Annotated in this window: 23 protein-coding genes and 1 pseudogene; 12 read left to right on the forward strand and 12 right to left on the reverse strand. The window is 71.3% G+C overall.

The window, feature by feature from the left end; all coding sequences use genetic code 11:
• Positions 1-74: 74 nt before the first annotated feature.
• Positions 75-2,105 (forward strand): ATP-dependent zinc metalloprotease FtsH, encoded by a 2,031-nt coding sequence (gene ftsH, locus ACGF2V_RS13005; RefSeq protein WP_362626402.1) that lies wholly within the window; start codon positions 75-77, stop codon positions 2,103-2,105.
• Positions 2,106-2,250: 145 nt separating this feature from the next.
• The gene (gene folE / locus ACGF2V_RS13010; protein WP_362626454.1) at positions 2,251-2,856 is read left to right on the forward strand and encodes a GTP cyclohydrolase I FolE; all 606 of its coding nucleotides are present in this window, start codon (positions 2,251-2,253) and stop codon (positions 2,854-2,856) included.
• Between the two features lie 53 nt (positions 2,857-2,909).
• Here folE and ACGF2V_RS13015 read toward each other — a convergent pair whose 3' ends face one another.
• From ACGF2V_RS13015 to ACGF2V_RS13040, 6 genes are all read right to left on the reverse strand, one after another.
• Positions 2,910-3,392 carry a DUF3180 domain-containing protein gene (locus tag ACGF2V_RS13015; protein ID WP_362626405.1) on the reverse strand — a complete coding sequence of 161 codons (483 nt, stop codon included), beginning with the start codon at positions 3,390-3,392 and terminating at the stop codon, positions 2,910-2,912.
• A 64-nt stretch (positions 3,393-3,456) separates the two neighbouring features.
• Positions 3,457-4,068, reverse strand: a complete 612-nt coding sequence (folK, locus tag ACGF2V_RS13020) for a 2-amino-4-hydroxy-6-hydroxymethyldihydropteridine diphosphokinase (protein WP_362626408.1) — start codon at positions 4,066-4,068, stop codon at positions 3,457-3,459.
• Positions 4,065-4,424: a dihydroneopterin aldolase gene (gene folB / locus ACGF2V_RS13025; protein WP_362626410.1), complete on the reverse strand. Its 360-nt coding sequence runs from the start codon at positions 4,422-4,424 to the stop codon at positions 4,065-4,067. Before folB ends, folK begins: the two co-directional genes overlap by 4 nt.
• Before the next feature lie 302 nt (positions 4,425-4,726).
• Entirely contained in the window at positions 4,727-5,227 is a 501-nt protein-coding gene (locus ACGF2V_RS13030; protein WP_362626413.1) for a nuclear transport factor 2 family protein, read from the reverse strand.
• Positions 5,224-6,021, reverse strand: coding sequence for a dihydropteroate synthase (gene folP / locus ACGF2V_RS13035; protein WP_362626455.1), 798 nt, complete (start codon positions 6,019-6,021; stop codon positions 5,224-5,226). The genes ACGF2V_RS13030 and folP overlap by 4 nt, the downstream gene beginning before the upstream one ends.
• 94 nt (positions 6,022-6,115) lie before the next feature.
• Entirely contained in the window at positions 6,116-7,957 is a 1,842-nt protein-coding gene (locus ACGF2V_RS13040) for a phosphatidylglycerol lysyltransferase domain-containing protein (RefSeq protein ID WP_362626416.1), read from the reverse strand.
• 138 nt (positions 7,958-8,095) lie between these two features.
• On the opposite strand from ACGF2V_RS13040, the gene ACGF2V_RS13045 reads away from it, so the two are divergent.
• On the forward strand, positions 8,096-9,217 hold the full coding sequence (locus tag ACGF2V_RS13045; protein WP_362626418.1) for an alpha/beta hydrolase-fold protein: 1,122 nt from the start codon (positions 8,096-8,098) through the stop codon (positions 9,215-9,217).
• A gap of 230 nt (positions 9,218-9,447) precedes the next feature.
• Here the strand turns inward: ACGF2V_RS13045 and ACGF2V_RS13050 are convergent, their stop codons facing one another.
• Complete coding sequence (locus ACGF2V_RS13050; protein WP_362709731.1) at positions 9,448-10,704, reverse strand: betaine/proline/choline family ABC transporter ATP-binding protein; 1,257 nt, start codon at positions 10,702-10,704, stop codon at positions 9,448-9,450.
• 231 nt (positions 10,705-10,935) lie between these two features.
• Here ACGF2V_RS13050 and ACGF2V_RS13055 point away from each other — a divergent pair, with 231 nt between their 5' ends.
• The 4 genes from ACGF2V_RS13055 (at position 10,936) to ACGF2V_RS13070 (ending at position 14,663) form a co-directional block, all read left to right on the forward strand.
• On the forward strand, positions 10,936-11,640 hold the full coding sequence (locus tag ACGF2V_RS13055) for an ABC transporter permease (RefSeq protein WP_362626424.1): 705 nt from the start codon (positions 10,936-10,938) through the stop codon (positions 11,638-11,640).
• 3 nt (positions 11,641-11,643) lie between these two features.
• Positions 11,644-12,324: an ABC transporter permease gene (locus tag ACGF2V_RS13060; RefSeq protein WP_362709728.1), complete on the forward strand. Its 681-nt coding sequence runs from the start codon at positions 11,644-11,646 to the stop codon at positions 12,322-12,324.
• 192 nt (positions 12,325-12,516) lie between these two features.
• Positions 12,517-13,509 carry an ABC transporter substrate-binding protein gene (locus tag ACGF2V_RS13065; protein ID WP_362626430.1) on the forward strand — a complete coding sequence of 331 codons (993 nt, stop codon included), beginning with the start codon at positions 12,517-12,519 and terminating at the stop codon, positions 13,507-13,509.
• A 140-nt stretch (positions 13,510-13,649) separates the two neighbouring features.
• Entirely contained in the window at positions 13,650-14,663 is a 1,014-nt protein-coding gene (locus ACGF2V_RS13070) for a hypothetical protein (RefSeq protein ID WP_362626433.1), read from the forward strand.
• 177 nt (positions 14,664-14,840) lie between these two features.
• Here ACGF2V_RS13070 and ACGF2V_RS13075 read toward each other — a convergent pair whose 3' ends face one another.
• Positions 14,841-15,983: an NADH-quinone oxidoreductase subunit D gene (locus tag ACGF2V_RS13075; protein ID WP_362626436.1), complete on the reverse strand. Its 1,143-nt coding sequence runs from the start codon at positions 15,981-15,983 to the stop codon at positions 14,841-14,843.
• A 235-nt stretch (positions 15,984-16,218) separates the two neighbouring features.
• On the reverse strand, positions 16,219-17,262 hold the full coding sequence (locus tag ACGF2V_RS13080; protein ID WP_362709725.1) for an SAM-dependent methyltransferase: 1,044 nt from the start codon (positions 17,260-17,262) through the stop codon (positions 16,219-16,221).
• Positions 17,263-17,393: 131 nt separating this feature from the next.
• On the opposite strand from ACGF2V_RS13080, the gene ACGF2V_RS13085 reads away from it, so the two are divergent.
• Positions 17,394-18,593, forward strand: a complete 1,200-nt coding sequence (locus tag ACGF2V_RS13085) for a sensor histidine kinase (protein WP_362626441.1) — start codon at positions 17,394-17,396, stop codon at positions 18,591-18,593.
• A gap of 47 nt (positions 18,594-18,640) precedes the next feature.
• On the opposite strand, the pseudogene ACGF2V_RS13090 reads toward ACGF2V_RS13085, so the two are convergent.
• Positions 18,641-18,892, reverse strand: a pseudogene (locus tag ACGF2V_RS13090) (NUDIX hydrolase); the annotation flags it as partial.
• Positions 18,893-18,926: 34 nt separating this feature from the next.
• Between ACGF2V_RS13090 and ACGF2V_RS13095 the strand changes: the two are divergent.
• Together ACGF2V_RS13095 and ACGF2V_RS13100 are read left to right on the forward strand one after the other, a co-directional pair.
• Complete coding sequence (locus tag ACGF2V_RS13095) at positions 18,927-19,124, forward strand: hypothetical protein (RefSeq protein ID WP_362709722.1); 198 nt, start codon at positions 18,927-18,929, stop codon at positions 19,122-19,124.
• A 58-nt stretch (positions 19,125-19,182) separates the two neighbouring features.
• The gene (locus ACGF2V_RS13100; RefSeq protein ID WP_362626446.1) at positions 19,183-19,893 is read left to right on the forward strand and encodes a response regulator transcription factor; all 711 of its coding nucleotides are present in this window, start codon (positions 19,183-19,185) and stop codon (positions 19,891-19,893) included.
• Between the two features lie 113 nt (positions 19,894-20,006).
• Here the strand turns inward: ACGF2V_RS13100 and ACGF2V_RS13105 are convergent, their stop codons facing one another.
• Positions 20,007-21,107 carry a DUF5937 family protein gene (locus tag ACGF2V_RS13105; protein WP_362626458.1) on the reverse strand — a complete coding sequence of 367 codons (1,101 nt, stop codon included), beginning with the start codon at positions 21,105-21,107 and terminating at the stop codon, positions 20,007-20,009.
• A 104-nt stretch (positions 21,108-21,211) separates the two neighbouring features.
• Between ACGF2V_RS13105 and ACGF2V_RS13110 the strand changes: the two genes are divergently transcribed.
• Positions 21,212-21,463, forward strand: a complete 252-nt coding sequence (locus ACGF2V_RS13110) for a hypothetical protein (protein WP_362709720.1) — start codon at positions 21,212-21,214, stop codon at positions 21,461-21,463.
• A 36-nt stretch (positions 21,464-21,499) separates the two neighbouring features.
• On the opposite strand, the gene ACGF2V_RS13115 is transcribed toward ACGF2V_RS13110, so the two are convergent.
• Entirely contained in the window at positions 21,500-22,756 is a 1,257-nt protein-coding gene (locus tag ACGF2V_RS13115; protein WP_362630429.1) for a beta-eliminating lyase-related protein, read from the reverse strand.
• 197 nt (positions 22,757-22,953) lie between these two features.
• On the opposite strand from ACGF2V_RS13115, the gene ACGF2V_RS13120 reads away from it, so the two are divergent.
• Positions 22,954-23,919 carry a DUF2520 domain-containing protein gene (locus tag ACGF2V_RS13120; protein WP_362709717.1) on the forward strand — a complete coding sequence of 322 codons (966 nt, stop codon included), beginning with the start codon at positions 22,954-22,956 and terminating at the stop codon, positions 23,917-23,919.
• Positions 23,920-24,018: the final 99 nt, after the last annotated feature.

Genomic DNA, 24,018 nt, shown 5'->3' on the forward strand with positions numbered 1-24,018 from the left:
TCCGAAGAACAGTCTTTTCTCACAGCAGCATTTACCTACGGGCAGGAGGGACGGGGCGTCATCGCCCCGTATGGATGGACGTGAAGCGATACTTCCGTGGGCCGGTCATGTGGATCGTGCTGGCCGTCCTCGCCGTGGTCGTGTTGATGCAGGTCGTCGGCTCGTCGGGCGGCTACAAATCGGTGGACACCGGCAAGGTGGTCCAGGCGATCAGCAAGGACCAGGTGGCGCAGGCCAAGCTGACCACCGGTGACGAACAGATCATCAAGATCGAGCTGAAGAAGGACCAGAAGCTCTCGGGCGAGTCCGGCAGCAAGTTCCAGGCGAACTACATCGGCAACCAGGGCGTCGAGCTGGCCGACACGCTGCAGCAGAAGTTCGAGAGCGGCAAGATCGACAAGGGTTACACGGTCTCCCCGTCGAAGCAGTCCCCGTTCATCTCGATCCTCCTGTCGCTGCTGCCCTTCGTCCTGATCGTGGTCGTCTTCCTGTTCCTGATGAACCAGATGCAGGGCGGCGGCTCCCGGGTCATGCAGTTCGGGAAGTCCAAGGCCAAGCTGATCACCAAGGACACCCCGAAGACGACGTTCGCCGACGTGGCGGGGTCGGACGAGGCGGTCGAGGAGCTCCAGGAGATCAAGGAGTTCCTCCAGGAGCCGGCGAAGTTCCAGGCCGTCGGCGCCAAGATCCCCAAGGGTGTCCTGCTGTACGGGCCTCCCGGCACGGGCAAGACGCTGCTCGCGCGCGCCGTCGCGGGCGAGGCGGGCGTTCCCTTCTACTCGATCTCCGGTTCCGACTTCGTCGAGATGTTCGTCGGTGTCGGTGCCAGCCGGGTCCGTGACCTCTTCGAGCAGGCCAAGGCGAACGCGCCGGCGATCGTCTTCGTCGACGAGATCGACGCCGTCGGCCGGCACCGCGGTGCCGGGATGGGCGGCGGTCACGACGAGCGCGAGCAGACGCTGAACCAGTTGCTCGTCGAGATGGACGGCTTCGACGTGAAGGGCGGCGTCATCCTGATCGCCGCCACGAACCGGCCGGACATCCTCGACCCGGCGCTGCTGCGCCCGGGCCGCTTCGACCGGCAGATCGCGGTCGACCGGCCGGACATGCAGGGCCGTCTGGAGATCCTCAAGGTCCACCAGAAGGGCAAGCCGGTCGCGAAGGACGTCGACCTCGGCGCCGTCGCCCGCCGCACGCCCGGCTTCACCGGTGCCGACCTGTCGAACGTGCTGAACGAGGCGGCGCTCCTCACGGCGCGCAGCAACCAGAAGCTGATCGACAACAAGATGCTCGACGAGGCCATCGACCGCGTCGTGGCGGGCCCGCAGAAGCGGACCCGGATCATGTCCGAGAAGGAGAAGAAGATCACCGCGTACCACGAGGGCGGGCACGCCCTGGTCGCGGCGGCCTCTCCGCAGGCGGACCCGGTCCACAAGATCACGATCCTCTCCCGCGGCCGCGCCCTCGGTTACACGATGGTGCTCCCGGAGGAGGACAAGTACTCCACGACGCGCAACGAGATGCTCGACCAGCTGGCCTACATGCTGGGCGGGCGCGCGGCCGAGGAGCTGGTCTTCCACGACCCGACCACCGGCGCCGCGAACGACATCGAGAAGGCCACGGCCACGGCCCGCGCGATGGTCACGCAGTACGGCATGACGGAGCGGCTCGGCGCGATCAAGTTCGGCGGCGACAACACCGAGCCCTTCGTGGGCCGGGAGATGGGGCACCAGCGCGACTACTCGGAAGAGGTCGCGGCCCTCGTCGACGAAGAGGTCAAGAAGCTCATCGAGACCGCCCACAACGACGCGTGGGAGATCTTGGTCGAGAACCGCGACGTGCTGGACAACCTCGTTCTCCAGCTCCTGGAGAAGGAGACGCTCGGCAAGGAGGAGATCGCCGAGATCTTCGCCCCGGTCGTGAAGCGTCCGACCCGCCCGGCGTGGACCGGTTCCGCCCGGCGCACCCCGTCGACGCGGCCCCCGGTGCTCTCGCCGAAGGAGCTGGCGCTCACCAACGGTGCCACCGCGGCGAACGGTTCGGTCGTCTCCTCGGACGCCGTTCCGGTCACCGAGGCGGTGCCGGAGGACCGCCCCGAGTCCTGACGCGGATGTGGTCCCTGTCACGGGGGCCGGACCGGGCTCGGAATGGATGCCGCGCCCTCGCAGGTTCTAGCCTGTGAGGGCGCGGCTTTCTCGTACGACCGTACGAGAAGTGTGTGCGGTGACAGCTCAGAGGAACGAGGCACAGATGACCGACCCGGTGACGTTGGACGGCCAGGGGCCGATCGGCGAGTTCGACGAGAAGCGGGCCGAGGCCGCCGTACGCGAGCTCCTCCTCGCCGTGGGCGAGGATCCGGACCGCGAGGGGCTGCGTGAGACGCCGAGCCGGGTGTCGCGGGCGTACAAGGAGATCCTCGCGGGGCTGCGGCAGGTGCCCGAGGACGTCCTGACCACCACGTTCGATCTGGGACACGACGAGATGGTCCTGGTGAAGGACATCGAAATCGTCAGCCTCTGCGAGCACCACCTGCTGCCGTTCCACGGGGTGGCCCATGTGGGCTACATCCCGTCGGAGAGCGGCAAGATCACCGGGCTGTCGAAGCTCGCCCGCCTGGTCGACGTGTTCGCCCGCCGACCCCAGGTGCAGGAGCGGCTGACCACGCAGATCGCGGACTCGCTGATGCGCATCCTGGAGGCGCGCGGCGCGATCGTGGTCATCGAGGCGGAGCACATGTGCATGTCCGTCCGGGGCATCCGCAAGCCCGGTGCGAAGACGACGACCTCGGCGGTGCGCGGCCAACTGCGCGAAGCCTCGACGCGGGCCGAGGCGATGAGCCTGATAATGGCCCGCTGAGACCCTGCCCCGCCGCGTAAGGGCCCCGGTGAGTGGGTCCGGAGCCGACGCCCTTACGCGGCCGAACGGCCCTTGTCGTCGCCCCCGTCCTCCGGGAGCTTGCAGATGCGCTCCAGCCAGAGGGCCGCGGCGACCACCGCGGCGCCGGCCAGGACCGCAAAGCCGGCGTAGACCGCCTGGTCGCGGCGGGCGGGGACGTCGAGGGAGCCGAGCAGGAAGACGCCCGTGCCGCCGTACATTCCGGAGACCAGGGCGACGACCAGCGCGCTGGCCTGACCGAAGACGACGGCCCGTGCCGCCATCAGGGGTTCGACGCCCTTGGCTCCCGGCCGGCGCTCGCGCTGGGCGCGCAGCCGGGAACGGATGGACAGCGCCGTCGCGAACAGGACGGCGGCGATCACCGCGAGCACGATCGGCGCGGCGAGGGGAACGCTCGGCAGACTGCCCAGGGAGTCCCAGAGGCGCGCACCGCCCCAGGAGAGCACCCCGGCCGCGGCGAAGAGGCCGACGAGTACCCCGAGCCGTAGTTGCTTCACCGAGTGATCCGCCCTTCGCCGCCCATGGCCGTGCCCGTCTGGTTGTGTCCGTCGAGCCTAACGACTACTCGGGCAGACGGAGTTCCAGGTCGGCGCGGGGCCGCACGCCCTCGCGTCCGACATCGGCCAGCAGCTCCGCGACGGGACCGGATCCCGGCAACTGGGCATCGGGCTCGATGTCGTGCCACGGGGCGAGGACGAAGGCCCGCTCATGGGCCCGGGGGTGGGGGAGGGTGAGCTCCGGGTTGTCGGAGACGACGTCCGCGTACGCCACGATGTCGACGTCGATGGTGCGCGGCCCGAAGCGCTCCTCGCGGACCCGCTCGAACGCCTCCTCTATGGCCTGGCCGCGCTCCAGGAGCGAGGACGGGGGGAGCGTCGTCTTCACCACGACCACCGCGTTGAAGTACGAGGGCTGGGAGCCGGGGGCGACGCCCCAAGGCTCCGTCTCGTACACGGGAGAGACGGCCTTGACCCGCAGACCGGGGGTGTCCTCCAGGGCGTCTATGGCGCCCTGGAGGGTCTCCAGCCGGTTGCCGAGATTGGACCCGAGGGAGAGCACGGCGCGTTTGGGGTTGGAGAGGGTGCTGTCGGCGGCGTCCACCTGTGCGACCACGGAGGCGGGAACCGGCTGTACGGTCGGGTCGCTCTGCCCCTTGGCGGGAAAACCAGTCATACTCGGCTCCGGGTGATGGTGATGGTGACATCGTCGAAGGGGACGGTGATCGGCGCGTCCGGCTTGTGCACCACCACCTCCACCTCCTCGACTCCTTCGTGTTTGAGGCATTGCTGGGCGATGCGCTCCGCGAGCGTCTCGATCAGATCGACCGGTTCTCCCTTTACGACCTCGACGACCTCCTCGGCGACGATGCCGTAGTGCACCGTCTTCGTCAGGTCGTCGGTGGCTGCCGCGGGGCGGGTGTCCAGGCCGAGCACCAGGTCCACGATGAAGGTCTGGCCCTCTTCCCGTTCCCGGGGAAAGACGCCATGGTGTCCACGGGCCTTGAGGCCGCGCAGCGCGACACGATCCACGCGAATCACTCCTGCTGTCGTTGGGTGAAGAGACACGGGGCCGCGTGCGGACGGCGAGGTGCTCTCTTTCGAATCTACCTTCGAGCACCGACAGTGCTCCCCCGTGGGGGCTATGGACAGAACCTCACGGGACTGGTAGCCGCTTCTACCCGCAGACGTGGATTCCAACCCTCCCGGAAGGCGAACTTTCCGGTCGGGAGATGTCTTCCGGCCGGACGGGAGGTGGCCTCCTGGCTATCAGGAGAGAACTTCCTTCCGCCAGGAGACGGCTTCTTCGCGGTCAGGAAAGGGCTTCTCCCTGGTCAGGGGGTGCCTTCGCCGTCTCCGTTCTCTTCGTTCTCGTCGTCCTCGTCGGATTCGGTGAGTACGGGCGAGCCGTGGTGGGACCAGAGCTTCCAGCCGTCGGGTGTGCGCCGGAACACGTTGGTGGCCACGACGAGCTGGCCGATGAGCGGTCCGAGCGCGTTGCCGTCCTCCGCGGGCCCGCCGCTGAGGATGTTCTCCGTACAGGTCACCAGGGCCGTGTCGCCGGTCATCGAGACCGCGACGTCGGTCAGGAAGAACTGGATGTACTCGGTGTTGGCCATGATCAGGGCGTAACTGCGCAGTACCTCGCCGCGGCCGCTGAGCACCGGCCAGCCGGGGTGGACGCAGGAGACCGTGAGGTCCTCGCCCGGCAGCCACAGTCCGGACAGGTCGTCCAGGTCGCCGCGCTCCACCGCCTCGTAGAAGGCGGTGTTGGCCTGTTCGACGGCCGCGATGTCGGCGGCGGCCTCGGCGTGCTCGTCGCGCGGCCCGCTCACGCGGCGCCCTCGACGGCGCGGGCGACCCGTACGGCGTCGGCCGTGGCGCGCACCTCGTGGACCCGGACGGCCCAGGCGCCCGCGTGGGCGGAGAGCGCGGAGACCGCCGCGGTGGCGGCGTCGCGTTCGCGGGCGGGCGGCGGTGTGGCGCCCTCGCCGGCCAGCACGTGGCCGAGGAAGCGCTTGCGGGAGGCGGCGACCAGCAGCGGGCGGCCCAGGGCACGCAGGTCGTCGAGGTGGGCGACCAGGGCGAGGTCGTGGGCGGCGTCCTTGGCGAAGCCGAGGCCGGGGTCGATGACGATCCGTTCCGGGGCGACACCGCCCGCGACCACGGCGTCCATCCGCTCCCGCAGCTCCCGGGCGACCTCGGCGACGACGTCCTGGTACACCGCGCGGCTGTTCATCGACTCGCTGAAACCGCGCCAATGCATGACGACGAACGGCACCCCGGCGTCGGCGACGACCCCGACCATGGCCGGGTCGGCGAGACCGCCGCTCACGTCGTTGACCAGGGCGGCCCCGGCCACGACGGCCTCCTCGGCGACCCTGGCCCGCATGGTGTCGACCGAGACCGTGACGCCTTCGGCGGCCAGGCCCCGGACCACCGGGACCACGCGCCGCAGCTCCTCCGAGGCGTCCACCCGGCTGGCGCCGGGCCGGGTCGACTCGCCGCCGACGTCGATCAGGTCGGCGCCCTGGGCGACCAGGTCGAGACCGTGTTTGATCGCGGCCGTGGTATCGAACCAGCGACCACCGTCGGAGAAGGAGTCCGGGGTCACATTGACGACACCCATGACCGCGCAGCGGTCCCACTCCGGCAGGCCCTGGACCGTGCCTCGTCCACGCAACGTACTCATGCGACCAGCGTAGGCCCCGTACGGTGTGCCGTTACGCGGCGCGGGCGTGCTGCTCCCGGCTTGTCGCCGGAGGATGGGCGCAGGGGCGGGGCTGGGAGCGGGGGAAGCGGCGCGCGAACGGGCGGGGCAGGGCCAGGTTCACGAAGCCCTCGGCCCGCATGGCGGCCAGGGAGATCCGGGGCAGGTCCCGGGCGGTGCGGTAGACCACGAAGCGGGGCTCCCAGCGGGGCCGGAACTTGGCGTTGAACTTGTACAGCGACTCGATCTGGAACCAGCGCGACAGAAAGATCAGCAGCCCGCGCCAGAGCCGCAGCACCGGTCCCGCGCCCAGCTTCTCACCGCGGGCGAGGGCCGAGCGGAACATCGCGAAATTCAGCGAGACCCGGTCGACGGACAGCCGGGGGGCGGCCTGGAGGGCGGCGACGATCAGCAACTCGTTCATGCCTGGGTCGGCGGAGCGGTCGCGGCGCATGAGGTCGAGGGACATGCCGTCGTGGCCCCACGGGACGAAGTGGAGCACGGCCTTCAGGTCGCCGTACGGGGACTCGGAGCCCGGCTCGTCGGCCTTGTGGGCGGTGGCGATGACGCAGTCCCCGTCGGCCGCGTCGCCGATCCGGCCGAGAGCCATGGAGAAGCCGCGCTCGGTGTCGGTGCCGCGCCAGTCGTCGGCGGCCCGGCGGATGCGGTCCAGTTCGGCCTCGCCGATGTCGTGTGCGCGCCGGACCCGGGTCTCGTAGCCGAGGCGCTCAATGCGCTTCACCATCTGGCGTACGTTGCGCATCGGGCGCCCGGCGAGCGAGAAATCCGCGACGTCCACCACCGCCTCGTCGCCGAGTTCCAGCGCGTCGAGCCCGGTCTCGCGGGTCCAGACCTCGCCGCCGGTCTCGCTGCAGCCCATCACGGCGGGGGTCCAGGAATGGGCCCTTGCCTCGTCCATGAAGCGTTCGATGGCGCCGGGCCACGCCTCCACGTCGCCGATCGGGTCGCCGCTCGCGAGCATCACCCCGGACACGACCCGGTAGCAGACGGCCGCCTTGCCGCTCGGTGAGAAGACGACGGCCTTGTCGCGACGGAGCGCGAAATGGCCGAGCGAGTCCCTGCCGCCGTGTTTCTCCAGCAGGGCGCGAAGCCGCGCCTCGTCGTCCCCGGTCAGGCGCGCGGCCGGGTGCTCGGGGCGGAAGGCCAGGTAGATGGTGGTGACGGCGGTCAGCAGGCCGAGGGCGCCGAGCGAGTACCCCACGGTCCAGGAGGTGTCCCCGCTGTAGTCCACGGGGCCCTCCACGCCGAACAGCCCGTACAGCACGTGCTGGAGCCGGTCGGCGATGCTGGGGCTGCCCAGGATCCGGCGGGGGTGGGAGCTGACGATGACGAGGCCCAGGCCCATCGAACCCGCGCCGAGCACCACGAAGTTGGCCAGTGCCCACCAGCGGCTCCTCGGGTCGGGGAGCGCGGAGAACTGGCCGCGGTGGCGGACCAGCAGCGCGCAGAGGGCCAGTGAGACGAGCGTGCCGGTGATCGAGTGCCGGTAGAGGAACTGCGCCAGCGCTCCGACCGGCAGCAGGACGACGGCGGCCCGCCAGGCCCGCCGCTTGCGCCGTTTGAGGCCGTGGGCGAGGAGCAGCAGCAGGACGCCCGCGCTCAGTGAGAGGGCGGCGGCGAACGGTCCGAACGCGCCGGGCAGCACCTCGGCGAGTGCGTGCATCCGGCTGTGCCGGAAGCGTGGGAACACGCCCGCGGTGACATCGATCAGGCCGACGACGGTGCAGGCGGTACCGATCAGCGTCGGGACGGCCTCGGGGCGCGGGCCCCGTACGAACTTGCGTACGGGACTCGGAACCGATCCTGATTTATCCCCATCTAGCGTGACAGACATCGCTTCCCGTGGTTCCGCGAGAGATTCCTGAGTCCTTCGTCCGAAGGATTTCGGACGATGTGCGCACTGTAGGACGAGACTTCCGCGCGGAGGGTTTATCCGCGCACCGGAAATTCCCAGACAAGAAAGCTCACCCCCATGGGTCTTACCAGCACGACGCTTCTGGTCGTGGTCATCGCGCTGGCCGTGGTCTCCTTCGCCGCCACGGTCTGGCTCTGGCCGCGCCTGGCCCGGCGTGGCGTCGCCGTGGTGTTCGGGAGGGTCGGGCTGCTGCTCGTGACCCAGGTGATGCTTTTCGCCTCGGTCGCCCTGGCGGCCAACAACTCGTTCCTCTTCTACGGTTCCTGGGCGGATCTGTTCGGCCAGGAACAGGAATCGGGCGTGGTCACCGACCACGCGGACGGGGCATCGGCCTCCAGGAACATCGTCCGGGTCGGGACGCGGCACTCAGGGGTGCCGGGTGCTGCGCGCCCGACCGTGGCCGGGCGAATAGACAAGGTCGTGATCGCGGGCCGGAAGTCCGGGATAGAGAGCCCGGCGTACGTGTACCTCCCGCCGGAGTACTTCCGGCCCGAGTTCGCCCGTCGCGCATTCCCCGCGGTCGTCGTCCTGACGGGTTATCCGGGCACGTCGGAGAACCTCCTCAAGGGCCTGAAGTACCCGCAGACGGCACACGCGCGGGTGAAGGCCGGGCGCGCGCAGCCGATGATCCTGGTGATGCTGCGGCCCACGGTCGCGCCGCCGAGGGACACCGAATGCGTGGACATCAAGGGCGGACCGCAGACCGAGACGTTCTTCGCCGAGGACCTGCCGCGGGCGGTCTCGGAGATGTACCGGGTCGGCACACGGGCCCGCAACTGGGGCATCATGGGCAACTCGACCGGGGGTTACTGCGCGCTGAAGGTGGGTCTCCACCATTCGGACCGGTTCGCCGCGAGCGCGGGACTCTCCGCGTACTACAAGGCGGCCGAGGACCCGACGACCGGCGACCTCTTCCACGGCGACCAGCGGGCTCGCGACCGGGCGAACCTGATGTGGAGTCTGGACCACCTCCCGCAGCCCGACGCGTCCTTCCTGGTCACGACCTCCAGGCAGGGAGAGGGGAACTACCGGTCCACGCAGAAGTTCATCGCGAAGGTGAAGGCGCCCGCCCAGGTCTCGTCGATCGTGCTCGACAGCGGCGGGCACAACTTCAACACCTGGCGGCGGGAGATCCCCCCGGCCCTGGACTGGATGAGCAGCCGGCTCAGCGAGAACTGAGCGGCCCGGACGCCGGGCCGGCCGACAGCCGTCGGGGGAGGTCGTTCGGCCGCCGGGACCGCGTGCCCCTCCCGGCACGTGTGTCCCGTCGCGCCGCCCGGCGCTTCCTTGAGCCCTCGGCTTCGCCCGAGAGCCCACGCAGCCCTTGCCCGGGCTCGCGACTGCGCTCGAGCGGGGGAGACCCCGTCCGAGAGCTTCCGGCCGCCTTGCGATCGCACGCCCGCCAGGGACTACGGGACAGTCCTCAGCGGTCCGCCCAGACGCTCCACGGACTCGACGGCCACCTCGGCGCGCGGCACGTCCTGGGCGTCGGCGTCGATGGAGCGGCGCAGCGCCTCGTGCAGCCGTGCCGGGGTGAGCACGCCGAGGAACCGGCCGTTCGCCTCCTCGTCGATGACGGCGATCCAGCCCGCGTCGTGCTGGAGCATGGTGGCGAACGCCTGCTTCAGCGGGGCGCCGACCGGAAGCCACGCCTCCATCCGCCGGGCGTGGGCGCGGACCGTGCCGCCGGACGGGGACGCGGCGGCCTCCGGGCCGGGGGCGGAATCGGATCCGGTTGCGGACCCGGGGGTGTGCGCGGTGCCGGGTTGGCCGGCCGGGATCCAGCCGTGCAGATTGTCCTCACCGTCCAGGACGACCGCCCAACGCGCCCTCTCGGCCCGCAGCCGCTCGGTCGCCCGCTCCAGGGAGTCGTCGAGATGGACGACGGGGGGCTGGTCGAGGTCGCCCGCCTCGATGGGGGTCACGGAGAGCCGCTTGAGACCGCGGTCGGCGCCGACGAAGTCCGCGACATAGGGGGTGGCGGGCGCGCCCAGCACGGTCGCCGGGGAGTCGAACTGCTCGATGGTGCCCTGCCCGTAGACGGCGATCCGGTCACCGAGCCGGACGGCTTCCTCGATGTCGTGCGTGACGAACAACACCGTTTTGCGGACCTGCGCCTGGAGTCTCTGGAATTCGTTCTGCAGCCGCTCCCGTACGACGGGATCGACCGCGCCGAAAGGCTCGTCCATCAGCAGTACCGGCGGGTCCGCGGCCAGCGCCCTCGCCACGCCCACGCGTTGGCGCTGGCCACCGGAGAGCTGTTCAGGATAGCGGTCGCCATGGACGGAAGGGTCGAGTCCGACGAGGTCGAGGAGTTCCGCCGCGCGGGCGCGGGCCTTTCCCCGTTTCCATCCCAGGAGATGAGGGACCGTCGTGGTGTTTTCCAGGATCGTACGGTGCGGGAACAGGCCCACCTGCTGGATCACGTATCCGATACGACGGCGCAGCCGGACGGGGTCGATGGCGGATATGTCGTCACCGTCGAGGAATATCCGGCCCTCGGTCGGTTCGATCAGCCGGTTCACCATCTTCATGGTGGTCGTCTTGCCGCAGCCCGATGGTCCGACGAGCGTGACCAGTTCGCCCTCGGCGACCTCGAAGGAAAGGTCGTCGACGGCGGTGGTGCCGTCCGCGTACCGCTTGGTGACATGCTCGAAACGGATCATGGTTCCCCATTGTCGCGGGCGTTGTGTGGAGGTCATGTTGCTGGAATACGACGATCTCGGCGACTGTCAGTGCTCGGGGATAGGGTCTCGGAGGTCCGGTACTTCGGTGCTTCGAACTCTTCGGTACGTCGAATGCTCAGGCGCTTCGGGTACTTCGGTGCTTCGATGTGCGGGACGTCCCGGCGTTTCGGCGTGAGGCGGTAAGAGGCGGTAAAAGGGAGGTGGGGGCGGATGGCTGTCGCACAGAACTGCCTGGTGACGAATGACTGGATCTGTGGGCAGTATCTCCGTTCCCGCAGCCAGGAGTTGACGGACGCGACGGTCCAGCACATCTGGATCACGGCGGTATCGGTGCTGATCGGACTGCTGGTGGCATTTCCGCTGGCGCTGCTCGCCCGTCGCGGTCCTCGATTCGCCGGTCCGGTCCTCGGGCTGACGACGGTGCTCTACACCGTGCCCTCGCTCGCCATGTTCTCGCTGCTGCTGCCGTTCTTCGGACTGTCCACCGCGCTGGTGGTCACCGGCCTGGTGCTGTATTCGCTGACCATCCTCGTCCGGAACGTCCTGGCGGGCCTCGAATCGGTTCCGCAGGAGGCCAGGGAAGCCGCGAAGGGCATGGGGTACGGACCGGTCCGACTGCTCTGGGAGGTCGAGCTCCCCCTCGCGCTGCCCGCGTTGATGGCGGGCGTCCGGATCGCCACGGTCTCGACGATCGCCCTGACGACGGTCGGGTCGATCATCGGCAGGGGCGGCCTCGGCAACCTGATCGCGGACGCCCTGCCCAGCTTCTTCAAGGCGCAGGTGCTCACCGCCTCGGTCCTGTGCGTGCTGCTCGCGGTCGTCGCCGATCTGCTGCTGCTGGGTCTTCAGCGGTTGCTGACCCCCTGGACCCGAATACGCGCCACTCCCGCACGTGCCACGGCGAAGGCGGTCTGAACCATGGGGGTTCTCGGTCAGGCGTGGGCCTGGCTCACCACCGGGGCGAACTGGACGGGGGAGAGCGGGGCGGCCCACCGGCTCGTCGAGCATCTCTGGGTCAGCGGCGTCGCGCTCGCCGCGGCCTGCGCGATCGCGCTGCCGGTCGCGCTGTACCTCGGCCACATCGGCAAGGGGGGCGTGGTCGCGGTCAACCTCTCCAACGTGGGGCGGGCGGTCCCGGTCTTCGCGGTGCTGGCCCTCTTCATGGTCTCGCCGCTGCGCAACGCAGGGTACGTGCCCACGATCGTCGCACTGGTGCTGTTCGCCGTGCCGCCGCTGCTCACCAACGCCTACGTCGGAATGGCCCAGGTGGACCGTTCGGTGACCGAGGCGGCGCGGGGCATGGGCATGTCCGGCGGGCAGTTGTTCGTACGGGTCGAGCTCCCGCTGGCCTACCCGATGGTCATGACCGGGCTGCGTTCGGCGGCGGTCCAGGTGGTCGCCACGGGCACGATCGCGGCGATGGCCGGCCAGGGCGGTCTCGGCCGGATCATCACGGCCGGTTTCCACACGTACGACACCCCGCAGGTGGTCGCCGGGGCGGTGCTGGTCGCGGTGCTCGCCCTGCTGGTGGAGGCGGTGCTGGTGGTGCTCGGGAGGGCGCTGTCGCCGCTGCGCCGCCGTCGCGGGACGGCGGCATGAGGACCGGCCGCAGCCCGGACCCGGAGCGGGGCAGCGTGCGCCCTGCCCGCCGGGGCGCGCCCCACTCCCGCAGCCCGTACCCGAGCGGGGGAACGTCGTGTGCCCCGCCCACCGGAGCGCCCCATCTCCATCCGAACAGTCCTGATCCATTTCGTACTCGAACAGCCCTTGTCGCTGTGGACGGAGAACACGATGAGCAAGACCTCGCGCATAGCCGGCGCGGTCATCGGCATGGTCGCGCTGGCGGGCTCGCTCGCCGCCTGTGGTGGCGAGAGCCTGGAGAAGAACAAGGGCGGCTCGGCGTCCTCCGGCGGTTCCGGTGACTCCGGTGGCGGCAAGAAGGGCCCGCTCGTCGTCGGGGCGGCCTCCTTCACCGAGTCGAAGGTGCTCGCGGAGCTGTACGCGCAGATCCTGGACGACGCCGGGTACAGCACCTCGGTCACCACCGTGGCCAACCGCGAACTCTACGAACCTTCCCTGGAGAAGGGCGAGATCGATGTCGTCCCCGAATATGCCGCGACGCTCGCGGAATTCCTCAATGCTGAGGTGAACGGCGCGAAGGAGGCCGCGCAGAAGCCGGTGGCCTCCGGCGACGCCGCCGCCACGGTCGCGGCGCTGGAGAAGCTCGCCGCCCCGCGCGGGCTGAAGGTGCTCCCGGTCGGCGCGGCCGTCGACCAGAACGCCTTCGCGGTGACCGAGGAATTCGCCGCCGAACACAAGCTCAGGTCGCTTTCGGATCTCGGCAGATCGAAGGCGGCGGTGAAGATCGCCGCAGGTGACGAGTGCGAGGTGCGGACGTTCTGCGCGCCGGGTCTGAAAAAGACGTACGGCATCAATGTCACCGGCGTCGACCCCAAGGGAGTCGGTACACCGCAGTCCAAGCAGGCGGTCAAGGACGGCAAGGACCAACTGGTCCTCACCACCACCACGGACGCGGTGCTCGACAGCTACGGCCTGGTGTTCCTGGAGGACGACAAGAAGCTCCAGAACGCGGACAACGTACTGCCGGTCGTCAATGCGAAGGACGCGGGTTCGCCGGACGTCGCCGACGCTCTCGGCAAGATCACCAAGGCGCTGACCACCGAGGATCTCGCGGAACTGAACCGCAAGGTCGACGCGGAGCGCGCAAAGCCCGCCGATGTGGCCAAGGACTATCTGCGGTCGAAGGGGCTCATCCGGAAGTGAACGTTCTCATCCGGGAGCGGGAAGAAGCAGGAAGAAGCAGGGCGGGATTGGGGACGGGAAGGAGGCCGTCAGGTAACCGGCCGGGAACAGATTGCCGGGCGACCCCCCAAGTTCCTCCCGCACACGGTAAATTTCAGGCCATGCCACGTGGACGTCATCGCCATTCGACACCGCTGCACAGAATCCTTCCGCCTTCGGCCGTCGCCGGGGTCTCGGTCCTCTGCACTGCGGGCGCCTGGCTGCTCGCCGAACCCCTGGTCCTGCGCGGTCTGGTGGCCGCCACGGCGGCCGCCGCGGTGACCGGCGCGTATCTGATGCGCAGTTGGGACCGGGAGGCCGGCCGGCGTGTGGCGGAGCTGACGCGTGCCCGCGCCGGTGACGCGTGGCGGGCCGAGGAGCGCGTGGCCGAGCTGGAGTGCGACCTGGAGCAGTCGCGCGAGCTGCGCACCCGCCTGGAGACGAAACTGCGGCGCAAGCGGGTGGAGCTGGCCAATCTGCGCGGGGAGCACGCCGCACTGCTGCGCCGGTACGCCAACGCCGAGACGGAGCGCGCCAGCGCGCTGGAGGGCCGCAGGCGTCTCGAACTCGAAACCGCGGCCCCCCGGGAGCTGCCGGCCGCGGGCAGCACCCCGACCTCGGCCGCCTATCTGCGTGCCGCCCAGGCGCTGGAGGACCTCTCGCGCAACAGGGCGCTCCAGGAGGCCCGGAGCAACGCCGAGAAGGCCCGGAAGCGCGAGTTCGCGCAGCGGGCCCGGGAGGCGGAGGAACAGCGGGACGGTCACCCGGTGGCCGAGGGCGACGCCTTCTCGGAGCGGCAGCCGAGTCCGCCCACGGCCCTTCTCGCGTCCCGGCCGTCCGCCGCGCTGCCCCCGGCGAGTCCGGTGCCGGCCGCCAGTACGGTCGCCCCGGAGGCCACGCCCCGACGTCAGCTCGTGCCGCAGGGCAGCTTCGACTTCTTCGGCACGCAGAAGACGCGCGCCGCGATCGAGTCCGTGCAGAACGAGGACCTCGCGGACGTGGTGGGCGAGGAGGCGCTGGCCGCGCACCGCACGGGCACGGACGAGAACGGCGCCGTCGGCGAGGTCATCGACCTGACCGCGCACGACGAGACGGAGCAGATGGACATGGTGGAGCTGCGCACCGCGATCTCGTAGTCGCGCTCTCGCGCCGTTCTCCCGGGCCGCCCGTCGTTCGCGTACGGGCGGCCCGGACCGTTGTCCGCGTGTATGCCGTGTCCGTGTGTGCGGCGTATGCGTACGGGCGGTCCGGGACCGTTGCCCGCGTGTTCGTGCGCGGGCGGTCCGGACCGCTGTCCTTCGGCTGCTTGCCCCTTACTTGTCGATGTCGCCGACGACGAAGAAGAGCGAGCCCAGGATCGCCACCATGTCGGCGACCAGGGTGCCCGGCAGCAGCTCGCCGAGCACCTGGATGTTGTTGTACGAGGCGGCGCGCAGCTTCAGCCGGTACGGGGTCTTCTCGCCCTTGGACACCAGGTAGTAGCCGTTGATGCCGAGCGGGTTCTCGGTCCAGGTGTACGTGTGGCCCTCGGGGGCCTTCAGAACCTTGGGCAGGCGCTGGTTGATCGGGCCGGGCGCCAGGTCGGCCATCCGGTCCAGACACGCGTCCGCCAGGTCCAGGCAATTGTGCGACTGCTCCAGCAAGCACTCGAAGCGGGCCAGGCAGTCGCCCTCGGCGCGCGTGACCACCTTGAGGGTGTCACCCAGCTCCCCGTACGCGAGGTACGGCTCGTCGCGCCGCAGGTCGAAGTCGACGCCCGAGGCGCGGGCGATCGGCCCGGACACCCCGTACGCGTGCACGGTCGCGGCGGGCAGCACGCCCACTCCGCGGGTGCGGCCCCGGAAGATCTCGTTGCCGAGCACCAGGTCGTCGTACACGTCCATCCGGGCCCGGACCGCCGCGACGGCGTCCCGGGCGCGGCCGAGCCAGCCCGCCGGGAGGTCCTCCTTGAGGCCGCCGACCCGGTTGAACATGTAGTGCATCCGGCCGCCGGAGACCTCCTCCATCACGGCCTGGAGCTCCTCGCGCTCGCGGAACGCGTGGAACACCGGCGTGATCCCGCCGAGTTCCAGCGGGTACGAGCCGAGGAACATCAGGTGGTTCAGGATCCGGTTCAGCTCGGCGAGCAGGGTGCGCGTCCAGACCGCCCGCTCCGGGACCTCCATGCCGAGCATGCGCTCCACGGCCATGACGACGCCCAGTTCGTTGGAGAACGCCGACAGCCAGTCGTGGCGGTTGGCGAGCATCACGATCTGCCGGTAGTCGCGGGCCTCGAACAGTTTCTCCGCGCCGCGGTGCATGTAGCCGATGACCGGTTCGGCGCGCTGGACGCGTTCGCCGTCGAGGACGATGCGCAGTCGGAGCACGCCGTGGGTGGAGGGGTGCTGAGGACCGATGTTGAGCACCATGTCGGTGCTCTCCGCCGCGCCGCCGATGCCGACCGTCGTCTCCGTCATGCGGCCAGTATTCCCTGAACGGTGGGGTGACGGGGGCGGTGGGGCGGTGGGTGCCCCAGCGGTACGGGGCACGGGCACGAGGCGCGGGTACCGGGCACCGAGGCACGGGTACGGGGCACGGGGCGCCCGCACGGGCACCGGCACGAGGCGCGGGTACGGGGCAGGGGGCGCCCGCACGGGCACGGGGCGGCGCTCGCGACGCTGCCCGACCCGTTCGTGCGCCGGGCGCCGGCCGTCACACGCGTCGCATCAGCCACCCGAAGTCGCCCAGACCGCCCCGGGCCGTCAGCTCGGCCGCCTCTCCGGCCGAGGCCAGGGCCCGTACGTACCCGGCCGGATCGGCCGACGCCAGGGACAGGGGCGGGCGCCCGCCGGCGACGCCGAGCCGGTGCAACGCCTCGCGCTGCGTCAGCACCTCGGACGCCATGACGTTCCCGGGGCCGGCCCCTGAGCCGCCCCCGGCGTCCACCGCCGCCGCGCACGCGTCCAGCGCCACGTGCGAAGTGAGGTCGCAGCTGCCGTCCGGCACCGGCCGTACCTCGCGCCCGGACCGGAAGCCGGTGAGCGTGCCGAACGGCGGCCGCGTCCCGCGCGTGTGGGCGTAGTCCACCGCCACCGCGAGCCCGCCGTCCAGCGTGGACACCGCCCGCGCCCACGCCTCGTCGCGCGGGCGACCGATCTCCGCCCGCCCGCCCGGCCCGGCGGACGGCCACCAGCGGCGCAGCCACTCCGCGTCGGCCCCGGCCACCGGCTCGCCCAGCCGTTCCGCCCCGTCCGAGGGCCGGACCAGGACGTAACGGTCGACGCCGTCCGCGTCGGTCTGCGCGACGTCGGTCGGCACGTTGTCCAGCCACTCGTTGGCGAACAGCAGTCCGCGGGCCCCCGACGGCGGCCGGGCGCACCACTCGATCCGGGGATCGAGACCGTCCGGCCGGGCGGCGATCTCCACGGCGTACGTCCGTACGACGAGCCCGTCGGCGCCCTCGGCCGGCAGCGCCGCCAGCACCCCCGTCAGCAGCTCGCCGCGCCCCGCCCCGAGGTCGACCAGATCGACTTCGTCGGTGCCCAGGTCGCGTGCCGTCCGTACCAGCAGCCGGGCGACGGCGGAGGCGAACAGCGGGGACGCGTGGACGGAGGTACGGAAGTGACCGGCAGGCCCCTCGGGCCTCCGATAGAACCCTCCGTCCCCGTACAGAGCGGTCTGCGCCGCCTCACGCCACCCACGCCACTCGTCCGTCGCACCGCCCGTCCCGCCCGTCGCGCCTGTCGCGTCAGCCATGCCAGTCGTACCCGTTTCGCCCGTCCCACCCGTCACCATTCCAAGTCTCCACCTTGGGGAGTACGGTCCCGCAGGCCGGATCGGCCCTTCGGGTGACCCGGGTGCCTTCCGCCTTCCCTACGCTGGATCACGTGCAGCGCCTCTACGCCTTCCTCCGCAGACACCCGACGGGCGTCGACACCTTCTGGGCTGTCTTCCTCCTCGGGCTCTCCGTGCTGTCGGCGGCGACCGTGGAGCGTGGCGGAGGACTACTGGCCGGGGTGCTGACAGCCGTCGGCCTGAGCACCGTCGTCGCGCTGCGCCGACGTGCCCCGGAGAAGATGCTGTTGCTGGCCATCGTGATGGGCGTGGCGCAGCTGGTGACCGGGGTCGAGCCGGGCACCGCCAACTTCGCGATGCTGGTGATCGTGTTCACCGTGGCGACCGTGGGGGAGCGCTGGGCCTCGCGGCTCGCGCTGGTGTGCAGCCTGGGTGCGGCGGGAGTCGCCCAGCTGCGCTGGCCGGCGGAGACCGGACAGATGGGCTGGTTCCAGCAGGTCTTCGTCGCCATCGTGATGACCGTGCCGTTCGTGTTGGCCTGGGTGCTCGGCGACTCGATGCGGACCCGGCGTGCCTATTTCAACCAGCTGGAGGAGCGGGCGGCCCGGCTGGAGCGGGAGCGCGAGGCGCAGTCGAAGGTCGCGGTGGCCGCCGAGCGGGCCCGTATCGCCCGCGAACTCCACGATGTCGTCGCGCACAACGTGTCGGTGATGGTGGTGCAGGCCGACGGGGCGGCGTACGTCATGGACGCGGCGCCCGACCAGGCCAAGCAGGCCCTGGAGACCATCTCCAGCACCGGCAGGCAGGCCCTCGCCGAGATGAGGCGGCTGCTCGGGGTGCTCAGGACCGGGGACGCCGAGGAGAGCGGGGAGTACGTCCCGCAGCCCGACGTCGGCCAGATCGAGGACCTGGTCGAACAGGTGCGGCAGACCGGTCTGACCGTCGACTTCAAGATCGAGGGAACGCCGCGCCCGCTGCCCAGCGGGGTCGAGCTGACCGCGTACCGCATCGTGCAGGAGGCGCTGACCAACACCCGCAAGCACGGCGGCCCGGAAGCCGGGGCCAGCGTGCGGCTGGTCTACTTCGACGACGGGCTCGGGCTGCTGGTCGAGGACGACGGGCGGGGCGCCGCGCACGAGATGTACGAGGACGGGGGCGCCGACGGGGCGGGACACGGGATGATCGGGATGCGCGAGCGGGTCGGCATGGTCGGCGGGACGCTGGACGCCGGGCCGCGCCCGGGCGGCGGTTTCCGGATCAGCGCGCTGCTGCCGCTCAAGCCGTCCCGCTGATGTTCCAGCCCCTGCCTCAGTCCCGGCCCCTGCCTCGGTCCCGGTGGTTCGCTGAAATGCTGGAGTCGTAGCCGCTGTGTGTGGTGCATGGGGAGCGAGTCGAGTTCCTCGCGCTCGACGAAGCGGAGTTCCGTGCTCTCCTCCGAGATGGCCAGGGCCCCGCCGATGACGCGTGCCGTAAAGCACACGTCGAACTGCCGACGTACCTCTCCATCGCTGTACGCGATGACATGCCGGGGGTCTGTGTACGTACCGACAAGCCCCGTGATCTCTACGTCCAGCCCCGTTTCTTCCTTGATTGGAACCGACCCCGGTGGATCCCGAGGGGCACTGATGGTCACGCGCGCCGACCTCGGGAAGCGGGTCACGGACGAAGCCGGGCGGGTCGGCATCTTGCGTGACGTGATCAAGGACTATGAGGACCCGTCCGACCTTCCGGCGGAGCGCCGCAAGCGAGCGGTTGCCTTCCTGCGGCCGGAGGGCGGCGGACGCGAGGGGTTGGTCTCGCCCGGTGCCGTGAAACCCGCCTGAGCCCTGGCCTCGTTCACAACGCCGTGAGCGGAGTTCTGTGCTGCGTACCCTGGCTTGCATGACTGCCTCAGAAAGCCCGAACCCGATAGGGTGCGTAAGAGTCATGCTCGTCGACGACCAGGTGCTGCTGCGCACCGGCTTCCGGATGGTGCTCGCCGCCCAGCCGGACATGGAGGTCGTGGCCGAGGCCGGTGACGGCGCCGAGGCGATCGAGATCCTGCGCGCCACCGCCGTCGACGTGGTCCTGATGGACGTCCGGATGCCGAGGCTGGACGGGGTGGAGGCCACCCGGCGCATCTGCGCCCAGCCGGGCGCGCCCAAGGTGCTCATCCTGACCACGTTCGACCTCGACGAGTACGCCTTCTCCGGGCTGAAGGCCGGGGCCAGCGGCTTCATGCTCAAGGACGTGCCGCCCGCCGAACTGCTCAGCGCCATCCGCGCCGTGCACAGCGGTGACGCCGTAGTAGCCCCGTCCACCACCCGCCGTCTGCTCGACCGCTTCTCCCCGATGCTGCCGAGCGGTAGGAGCGAACCGAATCACCAGGGCATCGCCAAGCTCACCGAACGCGAGCGCGAGGTGATGCTGCTGGTCGCACAGGGCCTGTCGAACGGCGAGATCGCGGCACGCCTGGTGCTCTCCGAGGCGACCGTGAAGACACACGTGGGCCGCATTCTCACGAAGCTGAACCTGCGCGACCGGGTGCAGGTCGTCGTCCTCGCGTACGAGACGGGGCTGGTCCGGGCCGGCGGCGGGGCCGGGGCGGTCTGAACCGGCGGGGCGGGCTGCCCGACCGGTGCGCCGGGGCTGCTGCCTGAACCGGTGGGACGGGGCTGCCCTGCCGGTGGGGCGCGTGGGACGGTCCGGCCGCTCCGCCGACCGGCTCAGCGCAGGACGCCCTCCAGGAAGTCGCTGCCGAGCCGGGCCACCGTGGTCAGGTCCAGCTGGTGCAGCACGTAACGGCCGCGCCGACGGGTGGTGACCAGGCCCGCCCTCTTCAGCACCGCGAGATGCCGGGAGACCTCGGGGGCCGTGATGCTGTGCGTGTCGGCGAGTTCGCCGGTCGTGTGCGCGGAACGGGCGAGGTGGCGGCACAGCCGCATCCGCATCGGGTGGGCCAGTGCCTCCATGCGCAGCTGGAGCAGTTCCACGGAGGCCGGGGACGGCAGCTGGGGCTGGTGCACCGGGTAGTGGATCACCGGGCGCCAGCCCGGCGCGTGCAGCAGGTTGAGGTGCGGCCAGCCGAAAGTGGACGGGATGAGGGTGAGCCCGGGGCCGACGGCGCTGGTCCGGCCGTCGGACAGCTTGTCGGCACTGATCCGGGTCCCGGCCTCGTCGACGGACAGCGCCGGGGACACCGCGCTCAGCGCCTCGCCGAGCCCCTTGCGGCGCAGCAGATCCGTCTTGTGCCGGGCGTCGGCGACGAGCTGGACCCGTACCCGCTGCCAGGTGTCGGCGAAGAACGCCTGGTCGCAGTCCTCGAAGAGGCGCCGCACCCAGCGGCGCACGGGGGCGGGGTCGGCCAGCAGCTGCTGGGTGAACTCCACCTGCCGGGGGCCGCGCGCCGCCGCCATCTCCAGGGCCCGGGCACGCATCGTCGGGTTTCCGAGCGGGGAGGGCGCGCCGAGCCCGTACAGGCTGGTGCAGGTGAACTCCAGGGCGGAGGAGACGAACCGCTCGTCGTCCAGCCGGTCGAGGGTGTCCAGGTCCTCGGCCAGGTCCGCGCCCGTGCTGCCGCTCCCGCCGCGTACCCCGGCGAACGCCATGAAGACGTCCGAGAACGTGTGGCGCCACAGGAAGTCCGCCTCGTGCAGCCGGTCGGCGAGGTCGGGTTCCAGCGCGCTGGCCGTCGCCGTCGCCCAGCCGTGCAGACCCGGGTGGTGCCCGGGCTCGGAGAGGGCGTGCAGGGCCAGGCCCAGTTCGGCGAGGGGAGAGGTCTCGAAGACGATGCGTTCGGGGGCCAGGCCCTTGATGTCGATGTGCACGCTCACCCCTCCATGGTGCGGGGTGCGCCCGGAAGTCCTCCGTCCGTTTGACGGCGGTCGTCAAATGACGGGCCGTACGGGCTGGGCAGGCCCATGCTGAGGCGATGGACGCCATCCAGCAGCAGATGCTCGACAGCCACCGTGCGCTCGCGAGGGGCGAGAAGCCGCCGCCACTGCCGGCCCGGCACGACGGGGAGGTGCTGCGTGAGGTCCGCGACCGGCAACGGTTCGAGGCCGTGACCGCGGGCCGTCCGGCGCGTGCCCGGTCCGTGCGCGCCGTGCGCGGACGCCGGTGGACGGCCCTGCGGGCCCTGCGCGCGCTGTCCGCCCGCCGTCGCGCCCGGCCGGTGCGGTGATCCGGCCGGGCGCGGGGCACGGGGTGCGGGGAGACGCTACGAGGACGCCACCAGGTCCAGGAACGCGGCCACCGTCTCCCGGACGTCGGCCGCCGTCCACTCCAGCCCTTCCCGTCCCACCGTGACCTCGGTGAACGCGACCCCGGGCGGCCCGCCGGGCGCGGAGCGCCAGGCGTGGAAGAGCGCCACGCCCGTCTCCTCCGCCTGCCGCACCGACGCCGCCGTCAGGGCGTCCGCCCCGTACGGCAGCCACACCTGGAACTGGTGTGTGTGCGGCGGTTCCGGATGTACCCGGAACCAGCCGGCGCCCGCCGCCGCGAGGCCCTCGGCCAGCGCCCCCGCCACCACCTTCGCCTGAGCCACGTACGACGGGATCAGGGGAAGCTCCCGGTCCAGGCCGATCAGCGCGGCGAGCGCCGCAGGGAACTGCTGGAAGAGCTGCCCGCCGTACCGGTGCCGCCAGGCTCGGGCCTCCTCGATCAGGGACTCGGGACCGGCCAGCGCGGCCCCGGAGAGTCCGCCCAGGGTCTTGTAGAACGAGACGTACACGCTGTCCGCGAGCGCCGCGATCTCCGGCAGCTCCCGTCCGAAGTGGGGCGTGCACTCCCACAGCCGCGCGCCGTCGACATGCACCACCGCGTCGCGTTCCCGCGCCGCCGCCACCACGGCCTCCAGCTCCTCCCACGTGGGCAGGACGAAACCGGCCTCGCGCAACGGCAGCTCCAGCATCAGCGTGCCGAACGGCTCGGAGAGGTCACGGATCTCCTGCGCCGTGGGCTGACGGGGCGCGGACGTCGGGTGGACGGTACGCAGCCCGCTCACCACCCCCAGCGCGTCACGCTCGTGCAGCTCCGGATGGGCCAGGGGGTGCAGCGCCACCGTCGAGTCGCCGGTCCTCCCGGCCCAGCACCGCAGCGCGACCTGCTGCGCCATCGTCCCGGTCGGGAAGAACGCCGCCGCCTCCATGCCCAGCAGCTCCGCGACCCGCTCCTCCAGCTCGGCGACCACGCCGTCGCCGTACATGTCCGCGGGCCGGTCGAGATCGGTGACGCCTCCGGCCCCCGCCACCAGCGCGGCCAGCCGTTCACCGACCGGGAGGTGCATGGGCGGCCGGTCCAGGACCCGCTCGGCGCGGCGCCAGGCCCGTAGCCTGCGCAGCCGTCGCTCCTGCGCCGAAGGCTGCTCGCCGGCGCCCGCCGTGTCCGCCGCCTCCGTCGTGTCCGCCGCGTGTGCCGTGCGTGTCAGGTCTGTCGTGTCCGTCGCGTCCGTCGCCGCGCCCGCTGTATCCGTCATGGGGCGATCATCACGCAGGGCACGGCCCGGCCCCGCATGGTTTTCGCACGGCCTTCGTACGCGTGGGCCGCCCGGCCGCGCCCCGCGCGGTATTCCCACAGGCTGTGGACGGCCGGGAGCGCGGACGCGACGCTGGCGTAGCATGCAGAGGAATCGTCCGGTACCCCCTGCGGACTGGAACGGAAGGCCATCGCCGAGTGAACGCAACATCCCCCAAGGAACCCCTCGACGCGAGGGACCGCCCTGCCCGACTCACGGTCGGCGTCGTGGGCGCGGGCCGCGTCGGCCCCGCTCTCGCCGCGTCGCTGAGGCTCGCCGGGCACCGTCCCGTCGCCGTGTCGGGCGTCTCCGACGCGTCCGTGCGCCGGGCCGCCGAGCTGCTTCCCGACGTCCCGCTGGTGCCGCCCGCCGAGGTGCTCGCGCGCGCCGAGCTGGTGCTGCTGACCGTGCCCGACGACGCCCTGCCCGGCCTGGTCGAGGGACTGGCCGCGACCGGCGCGGTGCGGCCGGGACAACTGCTCGTCCACACATCGGGGCGGTACGGGGCGAAGGTGCTGGACCCCGCGCTGCGGGCCGGGGCGCTGCCGCTCGCCCTGCATCCCGTGATGACGTTCACCGGCACCTCCGTCGATGTCCAGCGGCTGGCCGGCTGCTCCTTCGGCGTGACCGCCCCGGAGGAGCTACGGCTCGCCGCCGAGGCCCTGGCCATCGAGATGGGCGGGGAGCCCGAGTGGATCGCGGAGGAGGCCCGCCCGCTCTACCACGCGGCGCTCGCCCTTGGCGCGAACCACCTGGTCACTCTGGTCGCGCAGTCGATGGAGCTGCTGCGCACGGCCGGTGTCGCCGCCCCCGACCGGATGCTCGGGCCGCTCCTCGGCGCCGCGCTCGACAACGCCCTGCGCTCCGGCGACGCGGCCCTGACCGGCCCGGTGGCCCGCGGCGACGCGGGCACGGTCGCCGCGCACATCGACGAGCTGCGCAGGCACGCGCCGCAGGCCGTGGCCGGTTACGTCGCGATGGCCCGCGCCACCGCCGACCGTGCCCTCGCCCACGGCATGCTCAAGCCGGAACCGGCCGAAAACCTGCTGGGAGTCCTGGCCGACGACTCGGGCGGCACGGGCGGCACGGGTGGCACGGGCGGCAGCGGACCACGGGAGCCCTGATGATCACCACGCCCGGCGAATCCGGAACCCCCGCCACCGTGCCCGGAACCACCACCACCCCCGAAACCCCCGTCGCCCACGACACATCCCCCGACATCG

This window comes from Streptomyces sp. NPDC047982, assembly GCF_043204165.1.
GTDB lineage: Bacteria > Actinomycetota > Actinomycetes > Streptomycetales > Streptomycetaceae > Streptomyces.

What these genes read in the sequence shown, in the direction of transcription:
- ftsH (WP_362626402.1), top strand. Translation starts at nt 75, where the DNA reads ATGGACGTGAAGCGATACTTCCGTGGGCCGGTCATGTGGATCGTGCTG.
- folE (WP_362626454.1), top strand. Translation starts at nt 2,251, where the DNA reads ATGACCGACCCGGTGACGTTGGACGGCCAGGGGCCGATCGGCGAGTTC.
- folK (WP_362626408.1), bottom strand. Translation starts at nt 4,068, where the DNA reads ATGACTGGTTTTCCCGCCAAGGGGCAGAGCGACCCGACCGTACAGCCG.
- folP (WP_362626455.1), bottom strand. Translation starts at nt 6,021, where the DNA reads ATGGGTGTCGTCAATGTGACCCCGGACTCCTTCTCCGACGGTGGTCGC.
- ACGF2V_RS13040 (WP_362626416.1), bottom strand. Translation starts at nt 7,957, where the DNA reads ATGTCTGTCACGCTAGATGGGGATAAATCAGGATCGGTTCCGAGTCCC.
- ACGF2V_RS13045 (WP_362626418.1), top strand. Translation starts at nt 8,096, where the DNA reads ATGGGTCTTACCAGCACGACGCTTCTGGTCGTGGTCATCGCGCTGGCC.
- ACGF2V_RS13050 (WP_362709731.1), bottom strand. Translation starts at nt 10,704, where the DNA reads ATGATCCGTTTCGAGCATGTCACCAAGCGGTACGCGGACGGCACCACC.
- ACGF2V_RS13055 (WP_362626424.1), top strand. Translation starts at nt 10,936, where the DNA reads ATGGCTGTCGCACAGAACTGCCTGGTGACGAATGACTGGATCTGTGGG.
- ACGF2V_RS13060 (WP_362709728.1), top strand. Translation starts at nt 11,644, where the DNA reads ATGGGGGTTCTCGGTCAGGCGTGGGCCTGGCTCACCACCGGGGCGAAC.
- ACGF2V_RS13065 (WP_362626430.1), top strand. Translation starts at nt 12,517, where the DNA reads ATGAGCAAGACCTCGCGCATAGCCGGCGCGGTCATCGGCATGGTCGCG.
- ACGF2V_RS13070 (WP_362626433.1), top strand. Translation starts at nt 13,650, where the DNA reads ATGCCACGTGGACGTCATCGCCATTCGACACCGCTGCACAGAATCCTT.
- ACGF2V_RS13075 (WP_362626436.1), bottom strand. Translation starts at nt 15,983, where the DNA reads ATGACGGAGACGACGGTCGGCATCGGCGGCGCGGCGGAGAGCACCGAC.
- ACGF2V_RS13080 (WP_362709725.1), bottom strand. Translation starts at nt 17,262, where the DNA reads ATGGCTGACGCGACAGGCGCGACGGGCGGGACGGGCGGTGCGACGGAC.
- ACGF2V_RS13095 (WP_362709722.1), top strand. Translation starts at nt 18,927, where the DNA reads ATGGTCACGCGCGCCGACCTCGGGAAGCGGGTCACGGACGAAGCCGGG.
- ACGF2V_RS13100 (WP_362626446.1), top strand. Translation starts at nt 19,183, where the DNA reads ATGACTGCCTCAGAAAGCCCGAACCCGATAGGGTGCGTAAGAGTCATG.
- ACGF2V_RS13110 (WP_362709720.1), top strand. Translation starts at nt 21,212, where the DNA reads ATGGACGCCATCCAGCAGCAGATGCTCGACAGCCACCGTGCGCTCGCG.
- ACGF2V_RS13115 (WP_362630429.1), bottom strand. Translation starts at nt 22,756, where the DNA reads ATGACGGATACAGCGGGCGCGGCGACGGACGCGACGGACACGACAGAC.